The 18,504-nt window shown below is 74.9% G+C and carries 12 protein-coding genes and 4 pseudogenes; 10 read left to right on the top strand and 6 right to left on the bottom strand.

Annotation, left to right across the window (positions count from 1 at the left end; translation table 11 throughout):
• The 3 genes and pseudogenes from L6E17_RS05505 to L6E17_RS05495 all read left to right on the top strand — a co-directional run.
• Positions 1–201, top strand: a pseudogene (locus tag L6E17_RS05505) (damage-inducible protein CinA); the annotation flags it as partial.
• Between the two features lie 109 nt (positions 202–310).
• On the top strand, positions 311–694 hold the full coding sequence (locus tag L6E17_RS05500) for a helix-turn-helix domain-containing protein (protein WP_071273064.1): 384 nt from the start codon (positions 311–313) through the stop codon (positions 692–694).
• Between the two features lie 158 nt (positions 695–852).
• On the top strand, positions 853–1,323 hold the full coding sequence (locus L6E17_RS05495) for a Dps family protein (protein WP_236239574.1): 471 nt from the start codon (positions 853–855) through the stop codon (positions 1,321–1,323).
• A 440-nt stretch (positions 1,324–1,763) separates the two neighbouring features.
• Here the strand turns inward: L6E17_RS05495 and L6E17_RS05490 are convergent, their stop codons facing one another.
• The 3 genes from L6E17_RS05490 to L6E17_RS05480 form a co-directional block, all read right to left on the bottom strand.
• On the bottom strand, positions 1,764–2,612 hold the full coding sequence (locus tag L6E17_RS05490) for an Fpg/Nei family DNA glycosylase (RefSeq protein ID WP_236239573.1): 849 nt from the start codon (positions 2,610–2,612) through the stop codon (positions 1,764–1,766).
• 79 nt (positions 2,613–2,691) lie between these two features.
• The gene (locus tag L6E17_RS05485; protein WP_268984710.1) at positions 2,692–3,105 is read right to left on the bottom strand and encodes an SgcJ/EcaC family oxidoreductase; all 414 of its coding nucleotides are present in this window, start codon (positions 3,103–3,105) and stop codon (positions 2,692–2,694) included.
• A gap of 93 nt (positions 3,106–3,198) precedes the next feature.
• Entirely contained in the window at positions 3,199–7,863 is a 4,665-nt protein-coding gene (locus L6E17_RS05480) for an ATP-dependent helicase (RefSeq protein WP_236239571.1), read from the bottom strand.
• A 481-nt stretch (positions 7,864–8,344) separates the two neighbouring features.
• Here L6E17_RS05480 and L6E17_RS05475 point away from each other — a divergent pair, with 481 nt between their 5' ends.
• The 3 genes from L6E17_RS05475 to L6E17_RS05465 are packed head-to-tail and all read left to right on the top strand — an operon-like array spanning position 8,345 to position 10,318.
• Positions 8,345–9,154, top strand: coding sequence for an AraC family transcriptional regulator (locus tag L6E17_RS05475; protein ID WP_236239673.1), 810 nt, complete (start codon positions 8,345–8,347; stop codon positions 9,152–9,154).
• Positions 9,155–9,164: 10 nt separating this feature from the next.
• The gene (locus L6E17_RS05470; protein ID WP_374108989.1) at positions 9,165–10,001 is read left to right on the top strand and encodes an AzlC family ABC transporter permease; all 837 of its coding nucleotides are present in this window, start codon (positions 9,165–9,167) and stop codon (positions 9,999–10,001) included.
• Positions 9,998–10,318, top strand: coding sequence for an AzlD domain-containing protein (locus L6E17_RS05465; RefSeq protein ID WP_236239570.1), 321 nt, complete (start codon positions 9,998–10,000; stop codon positions 10,316–10,318). Before L6E17_RS05470 ends, L6E17_RS05465 begins: the two co-directional genes overlap by 4 nt.
• A 32-nt stretch (positions 10,319–10,350) precedes the next feature.
• Here L6E17_RS05465 and L6E17_RS05460 read toward each other — a convergent pair.
• Positions 10,351–11,310: pseudogene (locus L6E17_RS05460) on the bottom strand (hypothetical protein); the annotation flags it as partial.
• A 92-nt stretch (positions 11,311–11,402) separates the two neighbouring features.
• On the opposite strand from L6E17_RS05460, the gene L6E17_RS05455 reads away from it, so the two are divergent.
• The 4 genes from L6E17_RS05455 (at position 11,403) to recX (ending at position 15,762) form a co-directional block, all read left to right on the top strand.
• Entirely contained in the window at positions 11,403–11,597 is a 195-nt protein-coding gene (locus L6E17_RS05455; RefSeq protein WP_236239569.1) for a DUF3046 domain-containing protein, read from the top strand.
• Positions 11,598–12,533: 936 nt separating this feature from the next.
• Positions 12,534–13,796, top strand: a complete 1,263-nt coding sequence (locus L6E17_RS05450) for an AI-2E family transporter (protein ID WP_268984709.1) — start codon at positions 12,534–12,536, stop codon at positions 13,794–13,796.
• Positions 13,797–14,049: 253 nt separating this feature from the next.
• The gene (recA, locus tag L6E17_RS05445) at positions 14,050–15,189 is read left to right on the top strand and encodes a recombinase RecA (RefSeq protein ID WP_236239567.1); all 1,140 of its coding nucleotides are present in this window, start codon (positions 14,050–14,052) and stop codon (positions 15,187–15,189) included.
• A gap of 3 nt (positions 15,190–15,192) precedes the next feature.
• The gene (gene recX / locus L6E17_RS05440; protein WP_236239566.1) at positions 15,193–15,762 is read left to right on the top strand and encodes a recombination regulator RecX; all 570 of its coding nucleotides are present in this window, start codon (positions 15,193–15,195) and stop codon (positions 15,760–15,762) included.
• 532 nt (positions 15,763–16,294) lie between these two features.
• Here recX and L6E17_RS31375 read toward each other — a convergent pair.
• Positions 16,295–16,568 (bottom strand): annotated as a pseudogene (locus L6E17_RS31375) (transposase); the annotation flags it as partial.
• 226 nt (positions 16,569–16,794) lie between these two features.
• Positions 16,795–18,496, bottom strand: a pseudogene (locus L6E17_RS05430) (FAD-dependent monooxygenase); the annotation flags it as partial.
• Positions 18,497–18,504: the final 8 nt, after the last annotated feature.

Here is an 18,504-nt window from a genome sequence, read left to right as displayed (position 1 = left end):
ACGGTGTACGTCGCCGTCTGCCGCCCCGGGCCGGCGGGTGCGGAGGGCGGCGCGGCGGCAGGGAAGGTGGCCGCGCTGCGGTTGAACGGGAGCCGCGCGGAAATCCGTAGAGAGAGTGTGCGGAGCGTGCTCGATCTGCTCGCGAGCGAACTCTCGGATAATGCGCGGGCAAAGGATACGGAACAGAACGGGGGGAATTGATGTTTGCAGCCCTGAGTGAACACGTCATCGCTCCCCGCACGGCCGCAGCGCGAGGCGGTACGGTGGGGCGTGAAGGATGCGGCTACGCGGTCCGAGGAGGGAGCCACCGATGATTCTGCTCCGTCGCCTGCTGGGTGACGTGCTGCGTCGGCAGCGCCAGCGCCAGGGCCGTACTCTGCGCGAAGTCTCCTCGTCCGCCCGAGTATCGCTCGGCTATCTTTCCGAGGTGGAGCGGGGGCAGAAGGAGGCTTCCTCCGAACTGCTCTCCGCGATCTGCGACGCGTTGGACGTACGGATGTCCGAGCTCATGCGAGAGGTCAGTGACGAGCTGTCGCTGGCGGAGCTGGCGGAATCGGCAGCGGCCAGCGAGCCGGTGCCGTCGCCGGTGCGCCCGATGCTCAACTCTGTGTCCGTGACGTCGGTGGCTGGTGTGCCGACGGAGCGGGTCACCATCAAAGCGCCTGCGGAAGCGGTGGACGTCGTCGCTGCCTGATTTCGGCGGCGTTCGTCGATCGACGTTTGGGGTGTAGCCCCGGTCGGGTACTCGGTGCCGGACCGGGGCTTTCGCTTTAGGGTGAATGCCCGTTTTGTGTGGCATATGTCACGGTGGACTGTCACTGTGGGCCATGCCCGCGGAAAGGGAGGTTTCGGATGTCCGTCGTCAAGAGCCCGATTCCTGACGCTGACCTGAAGATCGTCGGTGAAGCGCTCCAGGGAGCACTGGTCGACCTCGTCGACCTCGCCCTCGCCTCCAAGCAGGTGCACTGGAACGTGATCGGACCGCGGTTCCGCTCCATCCACCTGCAACTCGACGAGGTCGTGGCCACGGCCCGCCAGCACTCCGACACCGTCGCGGAACGCGCTGCGGCCCTTGGCGTCAACCCCGACGGCCGGGCTGCCACGATCGCCTCCGGCAGCGCCATCGGGCGCGTACCGGAAGGCTGGATCAAGGACGCCGACGTCGTGCAGATCATGGTGGACGCGCTCGGCGCGGTCATCAGCCGGATGCGGGAGCGCATCGGCGCCACCGAGGAGCCGGATCCCGTCACCCAGGACCTGCTGATCGGGCTGACCGCGGATCTGGAGAAGCACGCGTGGATGTTCCAGGCGGAGAGCGTCTGACGTGCGTCCGCGGGGCCGGGGCCGTCGCCGGGACGAGCCGCGGGGCGGCTGCGGTACGGGCGCGGCGAGGGGCACCGGATGCGCCGTGGGCCGCACCGGTGCGCCCTGCCGCCCGGTGATCGCCCCGGTCTAGCGTCGACCGGAGGAGGCGGCCATGGTAGGGCGACGAGTCCCGCTGCCGGCGCTGGTGCCGGCGCTCGTACTGGGCGGACTGTGGTGGTGGGCTGTGCTGCGGCTGGCACTGGTGCCCGAACAGGCGGGCCTGGTCGAGTGCGCGGCCGCCACCGGCGGCTGGGGGCTCAGCCTGCTGCCCGTCCACGTGGCGGCGGCGCCTGGGCCGCGCGGGAGGGCGGTGGGGCGGCGCGCCCGGTGGCTGGCCCTGGTGCGGGACTCGTTTCCCGAGGTGGTGCGGAGCGTGGTGTGGGACGTGGTCCGTGCCGTCAGGGGGCGGGGACGGGGTCCCGCCCCCGCGGTGGACCCGGCGGAGCCGGGTCCGGGCCGGCCTGGCAGCCAGGACACCAGTACGTGATGCGGTCGTCGGGCAGGTCCTGGGCGCCGTGCCGGCGGACCCGGGCCCCGCAGCGGTAGCAGGGCCGGCCGCCGCGGCCGTACACGTACAGGGGCCGGTCGGGGCGGCTGCCCGGCGGGGTGGTGCGGCGCTCGAAGCGGTCCTTGTTCACGTCGAGGAGCCGGTGCGCCGTGGCCAGGAGCCGGGCGGGGACGTCCTGCGGGAGGTCGCCGACCGGCAGCCAGGGACTGACCCGGGCCAGGAACGCCAGCTCGCACTTGTAGACGTTGCCGATGCCGGCCGCGTTGCGCTGGTCGAGCAGGGCTTCACCGAGCGGACGTGCCGGGTCCGCGCACAGCCGCCGCACGGCCTCGTCCAGGTCCCAGTCCGGGCCGAGGAGGTCGGGGCCGAGGTGCCCCACGACGGTGGCCTCGTCGGCCGTCCGCAGCAGGTCCAGCACCGGCAGGCGGTAGCCGACGGCCGTGTGTGCCTCCGTGCCCAGGATGGCGCGGATCTGGTGCGCGGGCCCTCCGCGCCAGCGCTCGTCCGGGGCGTACACCTGCCACGAGCCGTCCATGCGGAGGTGGGAGTGCAGGGTGAGCCCGCCGTCCACGCGGGTGAGCAGGTGCTTGCCCCGCGGGGTGACGTCGAGGACGGCCCGGCCCGTCAGGTCCACCGTCGCCAGCCGGGGCACCCTCAGGTCCGACCGGGTCAGGACCCGTCCTGCCAGTGCCTCGTGCAGCCGCCGCGCCGTCAGCCACACCGTGTCTCCTTCGGGCATGCGTCCATGATGCGCGACACCCGCGCCGAGGGGAGGAGTCCCCCGGGGCGGTGGCTCCGGGCGGACGGCTTGAGGCGCCTCAGCCGACCCGTACCTCGGTGTTCTGGCAGGCGTGCAGCAGCCAGGCCCCGTCCTGCTGCTTGGTCATGACGTACAGCGGGGCTCCTTCCGTGTCGCCCGTCGCCGCGTGGTAGACCTGCCGGACCTTGACGGCCGCCACGTCCGGCCGCAGGAACTGGATGTGCACCGCCTCGTAGGTGACCTCCCCGTCCCAGGTCGCTTGCGGGAGAACGGCGCGGGTGAACTCGGCGATCGCGTCGAAGCCGATGAGGACCTTGCCGTGCGCGGTCGTCCACAGGGCGTCGGGATGGAAGAGCTCGAGGAATCCCTCGGCGTCCTTCTCGCGCTGAGTGCGCTGGACGGTGGCCACGACCTCTGCGATGGCCTCGAGGTCTGCTTCGACGGCCTTGATGTCTGCGGTCTCGTTGTTCATGCGGACCACCTTGATGCCTCAAGTCGACTTGAGGTCAACAGCCGCGGCCGTACGGGCTGAGGGCGGGCACGCGTGGCAGCGGGTGCCGGGAGCCTACGCGCGGAGGCGGAGGCCCCTGGGGGTGGCGTGGAAACCGGCTGCCTCCAGCGGACGGGCCAGGGGTGAGGTGAGGGCCGAGGCGCCGTTGACCCGTTCGACCGTCACCGTGCCGAGGGCGCCCGCGCGGGCGGCTTCGGCCAGTGCCACGGCGGCGGCCCGGAGGGCGGGTGAGTCGGGGTCGGCGGGCCAGCACAGCAGCGTCTTGCCGCCGCGCTCCATATAGACCGTCAGCTCCCCGTCCACCAGCACGACCAGGGAGCCGGCCTTGCGCCCCGGCTTGTGGCCCGCCTCCGTGGGAGGGTCGGGCCAGGGCAGTGCGGCGCCGTACGCGTTGGCGGGGTCGGCGGCGGCCAGCACGACAGCCTGCGGCGCCGCGCCGTCACCCCGCTCCCGCGCCGTGGCGGCCGCGCGCAGCCGGTCCACGGCGCCGTCCATGGCGAACTGGGCCGCGCCCAGGCCCTCCACCACGTAGCCGCGGCGGGCCTGACCGCTGTCCTCGAACGCGGACAGCACGCGGTACGTCGCCGAGAAACCGCCCTCGACGCCCTCAGCCGCCACCGCGCCCCGGGTCACCACCCCGTGCCGGTCCAGCAGCGTGCGGGCCAAGGCGTGGGCGCGGTGGGTGGCGTCCGGCTCGGGCGGCGGCAGCAGGGCCCAACGGCCCGACACCGTCGGCGGCCCCGAGCGGGAGGCGGTGCGGCCGGGCGTGCGGGCCGATCCGTACGCCGCCCCCAGCGCGGTCGCCGTCAGCGTGCCGTACCGGCCGCGCGGGACCTGCCGCCTGGCCCGGTGGGCCGTCGATCCCGCGGTGCGGCCCGAGCCGAGGACGGACCGCAGCGGGGCGAGGGTGTCGTTGGTGAGGCGGCCGCTCCACGCGAGGTCCCACAGGGCGTCGGCGAGCTGGGGATCCGTCACGTCCGGGTGGGTGGTGGCCCGCACCTGGTCGGCGATCTGCCGGAAGAACAAGCCGAAGCCGCCGGACAGGGCCGACAGCACCGACTCGTGCAGGGCGGTCGGCTCCAGGGGGTGCGGTGCGGGCAGCAGCAGGGGGGCGGCGTCCGCCAGGTAGAGGGAGATCCAGCCGTCCTTGCCGGGCAGTGCGCCGGCACCGGCCCACAGGACCTCACCGGTCGTGGTGAGCTCGTCGAGCAGGGCGGGCGTGTAGTCCCGCACGCGGGACGGCAGCACCAACCTTTCCAGCGCGGACGCCGGGACGGGGGCGCCCTGAAGCTGCTCGATCGCCCGGGCGAGACCGTCGACGCCCCGCAGGCGCCCCGCGCCCATGTGCTGCCACTGCGGCAGGAACGTGGCCAGCGCCGCCGGCGGCACCGGCTCCAGCTCCTGGCGGAGCGCGGCCAGTGAGCGCCGCCGCAGCCGGCGCAGGACCGCCGCGTCGCACCACTCCTGGCCCATGCCCGACGGGTGGAACTCGCCCTGCACCACACGGCCGCCCGCGGCGAGCCGGTGCAGGGCACCCTCCGCGACCGCCGTGCCGAGGCCGAACCGGGTCGCCGCCTCCGCGGACGTGAAGGGGCCGCGGGTGCGCGCGTACCGCGCCAGCAGGTCGCCCAGGGGGTCCTTCACCGGCTCGGTGAACGCCTCGGGGACACCCACCGGCAAGGCGGTGCCGAGAGCGTCGCGGAGCCGCCCCGCGTCCTCGACGGCCGCCCAGTGGTCGGCCCCGCCGATCCGGACCCTGATGGCCCGGCGGGCGGCTGCCAGCTCCGCCGCCCAGGCCGGGTCGGCGCCCCGCTCGGCCAGCTCCCCGTCGGTGAGCGGCCCCAGCACGCGCAGCGCGTCCGCCACGCCCTCGGCGTCCTTCACCCGCCGGTCCTCGGTGCGCCACTGGAGCTCCCGCTCCAGCTCGGCCAGCACCTCCGGGTCCAGCAGCTCCCGCAGCTCCGCCTGGCCCAGCAGCTCGGCCAGCAACCGCGAGTCCAGCGACAGTGCTGCCGCCCGCCGCTCCGCGAGCGGCGAATCCCCCTCGTACAGGAACTGCGCGACGTAACCGAAGAGCAGGGAGCGGGCGAACGGCGACGGCTCCGGGGTGGTGACCTCGACCAACCGGACGCGGCGGGCCTCGATGTCGCCCATCAGCTCCTGCAGGCCGGGCACGTCGAAGACGTCCTGCAGGCACTCGCGGACCGCCTCCAGGACGATCGGGAACGAGCCGAACTCGCTCGCCACCTGGAGCAGCTGCGCCGCCCGCTGCCGCTGCTGCCACAGCGGGGTCCGCCTTCCCGGACTGCGGCGCGGCAGCAGCAGCGCGCGCGCCGCGCACTCCCGGAACCGAGACGCGAACAGCGCGGAGCCGCCCACCTGCTCGGTGACGACACCGTCGACCTCGCCCTTGTCGAAGAGCACGTCGGCGGCTCCGACCGGAGCCTGCTCGCTGTCGAACTCCGGCCCCGCAGGACCGGCCGGCTCCTGGTCCAGCAGGTCGAGGCCCATCAGGTCGGCATCGGGCAGCCGCAGCACGATCCCGTCGTCGGCGTGCATGACCTGCGCGTCCATGCCGTACCGCTCCGCGAGGCGGGCGCCGAGCGCCAGCGCCCACGGGGCGTGCACCTGCGCCCCGAACGGGGAGTGCACCACCACCCGCCAGTCGCCCAGCTCGTCGCGGAACCGCTCCACCAGGATCGTCCGGTCGTCCGGCACGTGCCCGCAGGCCCGGCGCTGCTCGTCCAGGTACGCGAGGACGTTGCCGGCCGCCCACGCGTCCAGTCCCGCCGAGACGAGCCGCAGCCGCGCGTCGTCCGGCGACAGCGACCCCACCTCCCGGAGGAACGCGCCCACCGCCCGGCCCAGTTCGAGCGGGCGGCCCAGCTGGTCGCCCTTCCAGAAAGGCAGCCGCCCCGGCACCCCGGGAGCGGGCGACACCAGCACGCGGTCGCGCGTGATGTCCTCGATCCGCCAGGACGACGTGCCCAGAGTGAACACGTCGCCCACCCGGGACTCGTACACCATCTCCTCGTCGAGCTCTCCGACCCGGCCCCCGCCCTTCTTCGGGTCGGCGCCCGCCAGGAACACCCCGAACAGGCCGCGGTCCGGGATCGTGCCACCCGACGTGACGGCGAGCCGCTGGGCACCGGGGCGCCCCGTGACCGCCCCAGTGACCCGGTCCCACACGACGCGCGGCCGCAGCTCGGCGAACGCGTCCGACGGGTAGCGCCCGGCCAGCATGTCCAGCACCGCGGTGAACGCCGACTCCGGCAGCGACGCGAACGGCGCCGCCCGCCGCACCAGGGCCAGCAGGTCGTCGTACTGCCAGGTGTCCATCGACACCATGGCGACCAGCTGCTGCGCCAGCACGTCCAGCGGATTGGCGGGCACGCGCAGCGACTCGATGGCGCCCTGCCTCATCCGCTCGGTCACCACGGCCGCCTGCACCAGGTCGCCCCGGTACTTGGGGAACACCACGCCGCGGGACACCGCCCCCACCTGGTGCCCGGCCCGGCCCACCCGCTGGAGTCCAGACGCCACCGACGGCGGCGACTCCACCTGTACGACCAGGTCGACCGCGCCCATGTCGATGCCGAGCTCCAGGCTCGACGTCGCCACCACGGCCGGCAGGCGCCCCGCCTTCAGGTCCTCCTCGACCAGGGCCCGCTGCTCCTTGGAGACCGAGCCGTGGTGCGCCCTGGCCAGCAGCGGCGGAGCCCCCTTGCCCGCGCCTGACTGCGCCATGATCTCGGCCGGCGGGGCGTCCTCGGGGAGGGTCTCGCCGGTGGCCCGCTCGTACGCGATTTCGTTCAGCCGGTTGCAGAGTCGCTCCGCGAGGCGCCGCGAGTTGGCGAACACGATCGTCGACCGGTGGTCCTGGACGAGATCCGCGATCCGCTCCTCCACGTGCGGCCAGATCGACGGCCTGTCGCCGCCGTCGGCCCCCGCCGCGTCCGCGGCGGGCGAGCCCCCCAGCTCGCCCATGTCCTCCACGGGCACCACGACCGACAGGTCGAACTCCTTGCCGGACGGCGGCTGCACCACTTCCACCCTCCGCCGCGGCGAGAGGAACCTGGCCACCTCGTCCACCGGCCGGACCGTCGCCGACAGGCCGATGCGGCGCGCCGGCCGCACAAGCAGCTCGTCGAGCCGTTCCAGGGACAGCGCCAGGTGGGCGCCCCGCTTCGTACCGGCGACGGCGTGCACCTCGTCGAGGATCACCGTCTCCACACCCGAGAGCGCCTCCCTGGCGGCCGAGGTGAGCATCAGGAACAGCGACTCGGGGGTGGTGATCAGGATGTCCGGCGGCCGGGCGGCCAGCGAGCGGCGCTCGGCGGCCGGGGTGTCCCCGGAGCGGATCCCGACCCGCACCTCGGGCTCCGGCAGGCCCAGCCGCACCGACTCCTGCCGGATGCCCGTCAGGGGACTGCGCAGATTGCGCTCCACGTCCACGGCGAGCGCCTTCAGCGGCGACACGTACAGCACCCGGCAGCGCTTTTTCGCATCCGCCGGGGCCGGCGACGACGCCAGGCGGTCCAGTGCGGACAGGAACGCCGCCAGCGTCTTGCCCGACCCGGTCGGAGCCACCACCAGCACGTCGGAACCCGCCCCGATGGCCCGCCACGCGCCCTCCTGGGCGGCGGTGGGCGCGCGGAACGCCCCCGTGAACCAGTTGCGTGTCGCGGGGGAGAAGTCGTCGAGTGCGGTCCCGGCCATGCCACCCATCGTGCACCCCGGCACTGACATTGATGCCGATACGCGGGTTCCGGTGGGCGTGGCTGGGGCACTGACTGACGCCCTGCTGGGCTGTCCCCGCGTTGCCCCACGGCGGTCCGCGCAGCGGACACGCAGGTCAGCGCGGGTGCCGCGGGCGCAGAATGGGTGCATGGCGAGCAAGTCGGAGAGGCGGCGGACGACGGCGGAGGCGCATGCGGGAACCGCGGCCCCGGGGGCGGCGGAGGCTGGGGCTCCGGGGGCGGTGCAGGCGTATGCGGAAGCTGCGGCTCCGGTGGCGGCGCAGGCGCGGGTCCCCGCGCGAACCGCGGCACCGACGGTGGTGCGGGCGCGGCCCGCCGCGGCACCGCAGGGCGCCGCCGCCCCCGACGCTGCGGCGGATGCCCCCGACACGGCGGCGGAGGCCCACGCGGGCACGTCGGCGGACACCGCGGAGTGGGCACGGCACTGGCACTACCCCGGCGTGCCCGGCCTCGACCTGCTGCGCGCCCGCTACATACGCCACTCCTTCACCCGCCACGCCCACGAGGGCTTCGTCCTCGGAGCGGTCCGCCGCGGAATCGAGGACGTGGTCCTGCCGCACGGCACCATCCAGGCCCACCCGGGCACCGTCGTCATGATCAACCCGGAGGTCCCGCACTCCGCCCACGCCGGGGTCCCCGAAGGCTGGGCGTACGCCACGCTCTACCCCTCCAGCGAGCTCGTCGCCGGCATCGCGCAGGAGGAGACGACCCTGCGCGGCACGGTCGGCTTCAAGGAGGCGATCGTCACCGACGAAGACAGCGCCCGGCTGGTGCGCGCCGTCCACCGCGCCGCGGAGGAGGGCAACGCGCTGGCCGCCGACAGCCTGCTGCGCATCGTCGTCGCACGGCTCCTGCGGCGGCACGGCCGGACGCAGCCCGCCCGCGCCCCGTCGGCCGCCGGCGCCCGTGCGGCCGCCGCCGCGCGGGACGTGCTCCTGGAGCGCATGACCGACCCGCCGTCCCTGGAGCAGCTCGCCCGCGAGCTCGGCAGCAGCCCCTTCGCGCTGCTGCGCGCCTTCAAGGCGGCCTACGGGATGCCGCCCCACACGTGGCTCACCGACGCGCGCGTCCGCGCCGCCCGCCGTCTCCTCGACACCGGGACGGCCCCCGCCGAGGCCGCCGTCACCGTGGGCTTCACCGACCAGCCGCACCTCAACCGGCACTTCACCCGGATCGTGGGCGTTCCACCCGGTGCGTACCAGCGGGAGCGCGCAAGAACGTACAAGACCGGAACGGTGCGCCGCCCGTAGCGTCCCCGGCGTGGCAGAACAGACAGCACCACCAGGAACCCCCCGAGCCCAGCGGCCGGCCGCGCCCGCCCGGCCCCGCACCTGCGCCGAGCCCCCGGCGGGCGCCGGGCACACCGGGCCCCCGGGGCCGGCGGCGGGCGCCCCGCCCGGCATCCCCGCCGCGAGCCCGTCCGACGCGGCCGTCATACGGGACTCCCTCGGCGTCGGTCTGGCCGTCGGCCTCTCCGGCTTCGCCTTCGGCATGACCTCCGTCGGCGCGGGGCTCGACCTGCTCCAGACGTGCCTGCTCAGCCTGCTCGTCTTCACGGGCGCCTCGCAGTTCGCACTCGTCGGCGCACTCGCCGCAGGAGGCAACCCCTTCACCGCCGCCGCGGGCGCCTTCTTCCTCGGCACCCGCAACGCCTTCTACGGGCTGCGCCTCTCCCAGCTCCTCGCCCTGCCGCGGGCCGTCCGCCCCGTCGCCGCGCACTGGGTCATCGACGAGACGACGGCGGTCGCCCTGGCACAGCCGGACCGGCGCACCGCCCGGCTCGGCTTCACCGTGACCGGCCTCACCCTCTACGTCCTGTGGAACCTCACCACCCTCCTCGGCGGCCTGGGGGCCGAGGCCCTCGGCGACACCGGCGCGTGGGGCCTGGACGCCGCGGGGCCGGCGGCGTTCCTCGCCCTGCTCGCCCCGATGCTCCGCACCGCCACCGAGCGCGCCGTGGCCGGCCTCGCCGTGGTCGTGGGCCTCGGCCTGCTGCCGGTGCTCCCCGCGGGCGTGCCGGTGCTCGCCGCGGCCCTCACCGCGCCCGCCGTGCTCTGGGCCCGGGGCCGCCGGACCGGGAAGGACGGCCCGCGATGACCGCGACGACGTCCATCTGGCTGGCCGTCGGCCTCACCGCCGCCGGCTGCTACCTGCTCAAGCTCGGCGGCCTCCTGGTGCCCGCCCACGCTCTGGAACGACCCCTGGTACGGCGGCTCGCCGCACTGCTGCCGGTCGCCCTGCTGGCCGCGCTGATCGCCCAGCAGACCTTCAGCACGGGCGGCACGCTCGTCGTCGACGCCCGCGCGGCCGGGCTGGGGGCGGCCGCGGTGGCGCTGCTGCTGAGGGCGCCGTTCCTCGTGGTGGTCGCCGCCGCGGTGGCGGTGACGGCAGGCGTCCGCGCCCTCGGCGGCTGACCGGCCGCCTGGGGAGCCCGGTCAGCGCAGGGGCGGCCGTGGGCGCGCAGGGTGCGCAGCGCTTCCAGCGTCACCAGGGGGCGGGCCTCCAAGGCCGGGCCGGGCGCCCACCGGCGCCAGGTGATCGGCCAGCCGCCGTCCTCCTGCTGCGCCGCCGCCAGGTGGTCCAGGGCCAGCGCCATCTCCTCGTCCGTGAACCAGCGCCGGGCCAGCGACTCCGGCACACGCGCGTAGTCGTACGCGAAGTGGTGCTCCCCCGGGGCATAGCCGGGCGCCACCGGCTGCCGCGCCGCCTTCGCGGGCTCCAGCACCACCAGGCGCCGCTCCCGTACGAGGCGGCCCAACCGGTCGGCCGCCGCCTCGGCCCGCGCCCGGTCCGGCACGCCGTCCAGGAAGGCGACGGCGGCTTCGACCTCGTACGGGTGCGTGGGCCGCATCCCCTGCCCGATCGCGTCCACGGCCGCCCAGCAGAAGTCGGTGGCGCGGAACAGCCACGCGTGCCACACCCGGTTGCGGTGCAGCAGCCCCACCACGGGGCCGGTGGCCAGCAGGGAGCTGCGGGGGTCCCCCCGGCCGAGGCCGTTCGAGGCTGGGGGAGGGGCGTCGACGACCGCCACGAACGGCGCCACCGGGTAGCCGCGAGCGGAGGGGTGGACCACTGGCAGGGCGCCGTCCCGGGTGGAGGCCTCCGTCAGGTACCGGCAGACGCGCTCGGCCTGCGTCCCGCCGCAGCGGCCGATCGAGTCCAGGACGCGCAGCGCGTGCGCGGTGTGCAGGGGCTGGCTCGCAGGCCCCCGCACATCCGGTTCCAGGGCGTGCCCGTAGCCGCCGTCCTCGTTGGCGTAGGCGGCGAGGGCGGCCTCCACGGCCTCCGCGTCACCGCCCAGGAAGTGGTAGGCGAACCTCCTTTGTTCGAGGACGCGCGCCGACAGCCAGACGAACTGCTCGGCACGTGCGAGGGGAGTCGGGGCGAGGGGAGGAGCTCCAGCCATGTGCGGACCCATGCGCCCGACCGTAGGGCGGAAAGGCCTTTCGGGAAGCCGGAGGGCCCCGGCTGCACCCTCAGGGGCGGGATACTGGGTCCATGCGGTTGACGATTTTCTGGGAGCGGATGGCAGAGCACTTCGGTGCGGTGTACGCGGAGAGCTTCGCCCGCGACCACGTGATGTCCGAACTGGGGGGTCGGACCGTGTACGGGGCGCTGGAGGCGGGCTGGGAGGCCAAGGACGTGTGGCGGGCCGTGTGCGCGGCCGTCGACGTACCCGCCGACAAGCGCTGACGGCGTCCGGCGCGTGACGGTCTCCGGCGCGTGACCAAGGCGGAGGCCGCCGGTCTCCGGCCGGCGACGGGCGGTCCTCGCTGGTGGTGACGGCGCCCGGCGGGGCGTCGGCTGGTCCTCGGTGAGGCTGACGGTACCGGGCGGGAGCGGCGTCCGTTCCTCGCCGGCAGGCTCCGGCTCCCCTCGGTGAAGCGGCCACCGCCCCCGTGCGTGCCCACGGCCCCCATGCGTGCCCACGGCGGCTGTGCGTGCTCACCGCCCCAGGCGTGCTCACCGCGGCTGTACGTGCCCGCTGCCCCCGTGCGTGCTCCCCGCGCCTGTCCGTGTCCACCCGTGCTCGGCCGCCGTCGGCCCCGCCGCCCGGCGGCGGGGCGGTCTCCGCACCGTTCGGGACGGGGGTGTCACGGGCGTACGCCACACTTGGCTCGTGGCCCCGACTGACGAGACCCCGAAGACGACCACCGAAGACTCCGGAACGACCGGCGAGCCAGGGAGCGGCGCGCCGGCGGGCGGGGCGTCCGGCACCCCGGACACCCCGCCGCCCGCACCCGTGCCGACCGCGTCCGGGCAGACGGTGCGGGGCCCGGAGGGCCGCCCCGGACCGGCGGCCTCCGCCGGTGTGCCCGACGCCGCCGCGCCGGAGGGCGGCTCCCGTACCGCGCAGACCGGTGGACCAGGCGCCCCGCAAGCCGGTGGAGGGGGCGCCGCCCGGGCCGGGGACGGGGCGGCCGCAGCGGGCCCGGGGCCGGCTGCTCCGGCGGCCGGGACCGACCTGGCGACCCCTCCGGACCGCAGACCGCGCCCGGCGCCGCACCGGCGCCCGAGCCGCAGGCAGGGCAGGCGGCGTCCGACCCGTCGTCCGGGGCGCCGACAGGCGCCGGGCCCTCCGTGCCCCCGGGCGGGGCGGGGGCCGCGGGCCCCGGTGTGCCCGCGCGCATGCCGAGGTGGCTGCCGCGGGCCATAGTCCTCGCGCTGGCGCTCTACGCCTGCTTCCAGCTCGGGAGCTGGGCCTTCCACCAGGTCATCGGGCTGCTGATCAACATCCTGATCGCCTTCTTCCTGGCCCTCGCCGTCGAGCCGGCGGTCGGGTGGATGGCCGCCCGCGGGATGCGCAGGGGGCTGGCCACCTTCCTGGTCTTCCTCGTGGTGCTCATCAGCAGCGTCGGCTTCGTCGTGCTGCTCGGGTCCATGCTCGCGACCCAGATCGTGGACATGGTCGAGGAGTTCCCGAAGTACATCGACTCCGTCATCGCCTGGATCAACCACACCTTCCACACGGAACTCTCCCGCGTCGAGGTCCAGCAGGGGCTGCTGCGCTCCGACTGGCTGCGGGATTACGTCGAGAACAGCGCGAGCGGAGTCCTGGACGTCTCGGCCACGGTCCTCGGCGGACTCTTCCGGCTTCTGACGATCTTCCTGTTCTCGTTCTACTTCGCTGCCGACGGGCCCCGGCTGCGCCGCGCCCTGTGCTCCGTCCTGCCGCCGCACCGGCAGGCCGAGGTGCTGCGGGCCTGGGAGATCGCCGTGGACAAGACCGGCGGCTACCTCTACTCGCGCGGCCTCATGGCGCTGATCTCAGGCGTCGCGCACTACGTGCTGCTGCAGTTCCTCGATGTGCCGTACGCCCCGGCGCTGGCCGTCTGGGTGGGCCTGGTGTCCCAGTTCATCCCGACCATCGGCACGTACATGGCCGGTGCGCTGCCCATGCTGCTCGCGTTCACGGTCAACCCCTGGTACGCCCTGTGGGTCCTGGGCTTCGTCGTCGTGTACCAGCAGTTCGAGAACTACGTCCTGCAGCCCAAGCTCACCGCGAAGACGGTGGACATCCACCCCGCCGTCGCCTTCGGCTCGGTCGTCGCCGGCACCGCACTGCTCGGAGCCGTGGGCGCGCTGATCGCCATTCCGGCCGTCGCCACGCTGCAGGCGTTCCTGGGGGCGTACGTGAAGCGGTACGACGTGACGGAGGACCCGCGGGTGCACGGCCACCGCCGACACGGCGAGATGGTCCTGGCCCGGCTCCAGCGCGCCCTGCGCGCGAACGCCGCCGCCCTTGCCGCCGACGGCCGCAGCACCGCAGGAGGCCGCAGTACCGTGGGCCCTGCTGCCGGCAGCCCCGGCCCCGGCGCGGCTGCCGCGGGCACGGCGGCAGCGGAGGGCCCGGCTCCGGCACCGGACCGCGGGCGCGGCGGCGGCACCTGATCCCCTGGCCGCAGCCCCCGCGACGGATGGGCCCCACCCCGGCGCGCCCTGCTTGACACTAAAATCGAACATCCATTCTTATGAGGTGGACGGCCTGGACCCCGGGCTCGCGCAGCGGCCTCGCGGCACCCGTGACAGGTCGTGACGCTCCGGAGTTATCCACAGGTCGGAGGCACGTCGAGGCGCATTGTCAGTGGCAGGGGTTAGCGTCTTTGACGTGAAGCGATCGACTCAAGCAACCCGGGTGGAACCCATGGCAGCAAGCGACCGCGAGAAGGCGCTCGACGCCGCGCTCGCACAGATTGAACGGCAATTCGGCAAGGGCGCCGTGATGCGCATGGGCGAGCGGACGAGGGAGCCCATCGAGATCATCCCGACCGGCTCGACGGCCCTCGACGTCGCCCTCGGCGTCGGCGGTCTGCCGCGCGGCCGCGTCGTGGAGATCTACGGCCCCGAGTCCTCGGGTAAGACGACCCTGACCCTGCACGCCGTGGCCAACGCGCAGAAGGCCGGCGGCCAGGTCGCGTTCGTCGACGCCGAGCACGCCCTCGACCCCGAGTACGCCCGGAAGCTCGGCGTCGACGTCGACAACCTGATCCTGTCCCAGCCGGACAACGGCGAGCAGGCCCTGGAGATCGTCGACATGCTCGTCCGCTCCGGCGCCCTCGACCTGATCGTCATCGACTCGGTCGCCGCGCTCGTGCCCAAGGCCGAGATCGAGGGCGAGATGGGCGACTCGCACGTCGGCCTCCAGGCCCGGCTCATGAGCCAGGCCCTCCGGAAGATCACCAGCGCCCTGAACCAGTCCAAGACCACGGCGATCTTCATCAACCAGCTCCGCGAGAAGATCGGCGTCATGTTCGGCTCGCCGGAGACCACGACCGGTGGCCGCGCGCTGAAGTTCTACGCCTCGGTGCGGATCGACATCCGCCGTATCGAGACCCTCAAGGACGGCACGGAGGCGGTCGGCAACCGCACCCGCTGCAAGGTCGTCAAGAACAAGGTCGCGCCGCCGTTCAAGCAGGCCGAGTTCGACATCCTCTACGGCGAGGGCATCAGCCGCGAGGGCGGCCTCATCGACATGGGCGTGGAGCACGGCTTCATCCGCAAGGCCGGCGCCTGGTACACGTACGAGGGCGACCAGCTCGGCCAGGGCAAGGAGAACGCCCGCAACTTCCTCAAGGACAACCCCGACCTCGCCAACGAGATCGAGAAGAAGATCAAGGAGAAGCTGGGCGTGGGCGTCCGCCCCGACGCTCCCGCGGCCGAACCCGGCACGGACCCGGTGGGCACGGTCCCGGCGCCCGCGGCGGGTACCGACGCGGCGAAGGCGGTCCCGGCACCGGCCGCCAAGCCCGTCAAGGCGACCAAGGCCGCCGCGGCCAAGGGCTAGCCCATGGCCCGGCGCAGCGAATGGCCGGGCGGCGGCTCCGACCCGTCGAGGGCCGGCAAGGAGCCGCCGCCCCAGGACCCGGCCGAGCGGGCGCGGGCCGTCTGCCTGCGCCTGCTCACCGGGATGCCCCGCACCCGCAAGCAGCTCGCGGACGCCCTGCACCAGCGGGGCATCCCCGACGACGTCGCCGAGGACGTGCTCTCGCGCTTCGAGGACGTCGGCCTCATCGACGACGCGGCCTTCGCCGGGGCCTGGGTCGACTCCCGGCACCACGGCCGCGGTCTGGCGCGCCGCGCCCTGGCCCGGGAACTGCGTACCAAGGGCGTCGACTCGGCGCTGATCGACGAGGCCGTGGCCCGGCTGGACCCCGAGCAGGAGGAGGCGACCGCCCGCGCCCTGGTGGACCGCAAGCTCCGCTCCACCCGGGGGCTGGAACGGGACCGCCGGCTGCGGCGCCTCGCCGGCATGCTCGCCCGCAAGGGCTACCCCGAGGGGCTGGCCCTGCGGGTGGTCAGACAGGCCCTGGAGGAAGAAGGCGAAGAGGTCGACGACCTGCACGCCGACCCCTTCTGACCGGGCAGTGCGCGGGCGCGGCGGTCAGGTGACCGCCGCGGCCTCGGCACCACGGGCGGCACCACGGGGGCTGCTCCCGCAAAGTCGGCGAGGGGGCACGTGAGACGGTGATCAAGAACGGCTGCGTCACGTATCCCCGGCCCGTCGATCGGTGAACCGCGCCGGACGGCCAGGGCGCTGCTGCGGTAGGCCGCTCGGGCAGCCGGAGGGCCGGACACCGGGAGCTGCGCGGTGCGGGTCGGATGCCTTGGCCCGACTTCTCTTCCCTGGCACGCCATCGGTTCCTCAGCCCCCACAGGCCCCTCGCCATCAGCCCCGCAAGCCCTCGTCATCAGCCCCACAGGCCCCTCCTCCTCAGCACGCTGACGGCCGAGGCGCAGGCGCCGGCCGCCAGGCTGGGGGAGCGGATCAGCGTCCCGCTCACCGCCCTGCGGCATCGACTCGGCCCCGCGGGACGGCTGCTTCGCTCCGGTGGTTTCGGGCCGGCACCATGCTCGTCGTCCGCCGCCGCAAGGCCGGCGGGGCCGGCCCGGGCCTGGCCGGCCGCCTCGCGTGCCGGCTCTTCCCGTGCGCCCGCCGTCGTCCCTTCGGGCCGGCTCCGGCCGGGTGCTGGTGGGCTCGGTTGATCGCGGACTCGACCCGCACCGGCCCCTCCGGGCCCCGACAGAGTCATCGCGGATCCGGGCCTGCTCCAGTGGGCGGGCCCGGGTACCGTCCGCTTCCCAGCGGGCGAACCGCTTACAGACCGTCTGCCACGGCCCGCAGTGTTCCGGCAGATCCCGCCACGGGGTACGGGTCCGCAACCGCCGAATCGACACGCACCGGCCCCGCATCCACCGGCCCCGCATCCACCGGCCCTGAATCCACCGGCCCTGAATCCACCGGCCCTGCATGCACCGGCCCCGCTCCCCGCGGTCCCCCCGTGTCATCGAGCTTTCGGCCCGGCCGGCCCGTGCCCCGTCGGCTCGTGCCCTCGGGTTTCCCTCCTCCAGGGCCTGCGGCCGGCGCGTCGGTGTCCGGGCGGCTCGGGCGCGGGGTGCCTCCGCATACCGCCGCGGCGGCGGCATGCAGCGCCGGTACCCGCACGCCGCCCAGCGCGGCCGCCAGGTGCCCGTCGGGCCGCACCAGCAGGACGGCATGAGCCGGCGCCCCGGGATACGCCTCCGTCACCAGCAGCTCGGCCCGCATCGGCAGGGCCCGTACCGCCTCCGCCAGGCGGGGCATCACACCGGCCCTGACCCAGTGCCGCCGGTCCCACACACCCGTACCCGGCGCGACCAGCACCACCAGCAGGCCCCTGCCGAGCCGGTCGCGCAGCCGCCCTGCCGTGCCGTCCGGTGAGGTCACCGGCACGTCCGCGACCAGGGCGCCCGGTTGCGTCCCCACGTCCACGTGCGCCTCGTCGGGGGACGGCGCGAGCGGCGACAGCGGGTACGCGGGGGCGCCCCGAGGGGCCCCGCCCCAGGTGCCCGTCGGCCAGCAGGCCCTCATGGCCCCCAGACCCGTCCGCAGGTAGGTGCGCAGCCCGCCTCCGCCGCGCAGCGCGGGAAGCGCCTGGTCCGCGGCCCGCAGCCGGGCGGCCACAGCGGTGCGCCGCTCCGCCTGGTAGCTGTCCAGCAGCACGTCCGACGGACCGCCGTGCCAGACCTGCGCCAGTTTCCACGACAGGTTCCGCACGTCCCGCAGCCCCTCGTCGAGCCCCTGCGTCCCCACGGCGCCCACCAGGTGCGCGGCGTCCCCCGCGAGGAACGCCCGCTCGACGCGCCAGCGCCGGGCGAGCCGGTGGTGCACGGTGTGGACGCCCGTGTCGAGCAGGTCGTACGCCGTGTCGCCGTGCCCCCGCAGGGAGCAGGTCGGCCGGTGCCGTGCCCCCGCACCAGCCGGACAGGGTCTCCCTGATCCGCCACACCAGGGCGTCCGGGGTGACGAGCTCCCCGCGCGGCGGCAGCAGCCAGTCCAGCCGCCAGGCGTCGTCCGGCAGCGGACGCGCCGTCAGCTCCTCGCCGACGCCGCGCCACGGCGGCTGACGGTGCAGCACGCTCTCGGCGGGCCAGGGGAGTTCGGTGCGGAGCACGGCCACGGCGTGGCGTTCCACCGCCGTACGCCCAGGGAAACGGACGTCCAGCAGCTTCCGTACCGTCGACCGCGCCCCGTCGCACCCCACCAGATAGGAACCGCGCCACCGGGCGGTCCGGGACCCGCGTACGTGCGCGGTGACCCCGAAGGCGTCCTGTTCGAGGGCGTCGAGCCGGCTGCCCGTGACCAGCCGGACGAACGCACCGGCCGGGGCCGAGGCGATCGCGTCGCGCAGCGCCCCTGTGAGCAGGTGCTGGGCGATGTGCAGCGGCGACTCGGGGGGCTCCGGGTGCCCGGAGCCCGGGACGGCCGGTTCCTCGGCGCTCTGGTAGCCGCCGGCCGGGAAGCCGCCGGCCGGGGAGCCGCCGTCCGAGGCGGGTCCGCCCGCCTCCGCGAACGGCTCCCTGCGCAGCGACTGCCTGCGCCGCAGCGACCGCCAGGCCGCCCAGCGGGCCCCCGCGTCCCGTACGGCCGGCGCGCAGCCCAGGCCCTCCACGAACGCCACCGTGTCGGGGCGCAGCACCGCCGTGCGGGCCGGGCGGTGCTCGTCCTGGCCGTCGCCCTCGTCGAGCACGACCGACGGGACCTCCTGGGCGCCGAGCGCCAGGCCGAGCGCGAGCCCGACCGGGCCGGCGCCGACGATGATCACCGGATCCACGGCGTGAC

The organism is Streptomyces sp. CC228A (genome assembly GCF_021390935.1).
Lineage (GTDB): Bacteria > Actinomycetota > Actinomycetes > Streptomycetales > Streptomycetaceae > Streptomyces.
This window is presented reverse-complemented; position numbering and strand designations above follow the sequence as displayed.

Coding starts and splice junctions, on each gene's coding strand:
- recA (WP_236239567.1), top strand. CDS start 14,050: ATGGCAGCAAGCGACCGCGAGAAGGCGCTCGACGCCGCGCTCGCACAG.
- L6E17_RS05450 (WP_268984709.1), top strand. CDS start 12,534: ATGCCGAGGTGGCTGCCGCGGGCCATAGTCCTCGCGCTGGCGCTCTAC.
- L6E17_RS05455 (WP_236239569.1), top strand. CDS start 11,403: ATGCGGTTGACGATTTTCTGGGAGCGGATGGCAGAGCACTTCGGTGCG.
- L6E17_RS05485 (WP_268984710.1), bottom strand. CDS start 3,105: ATGAACAACGAGACCGCAGACATCAAGGCCGTCGAAGCAGACCTCGAG.
- L6E17_RS05490 (WP_236239573.1), bottom strand. CDS start 2,612: ATGCCCGAAGGAGACACGGTGTGGCTGACGGCGCGGCGGCTGCACGAG.
- L6E17_RS05465 (WP_236239570.1), top strand. CDS start 9,998: ATGACCGCGACGACGTCCATCTGGCTGGCCGTCGGCCTCACCGCCGCC.
- recX (WP_236239566.1), top strand. CDS start 15,193: ATGGCCCGGCGCAGCGAATGGCCGGGCGGCGGCTCCGACCCGTCGAGG.
- L6E17_RS05500 (WP_071273064.1), top strand. CDS start 311: ATGATTCTGCTCCGTCGCCTGCTGGGTGACGTGCTGCGTCGGCAGCGC.
- L6E17_RS05480 (WP_236239571.1), bottom strand. CDS start 7,863: ATGGCCGGGACCGCACTCGACGACTTCTCCCCCGCGACACGCAACTGG.
- L6E17_RS05495 (WP_236239574.1), top strand. CDS start 853: ATGTCCGTCGTCAAGAGCCCGATTCCTGACGCTGACCTGAAGATCGTC.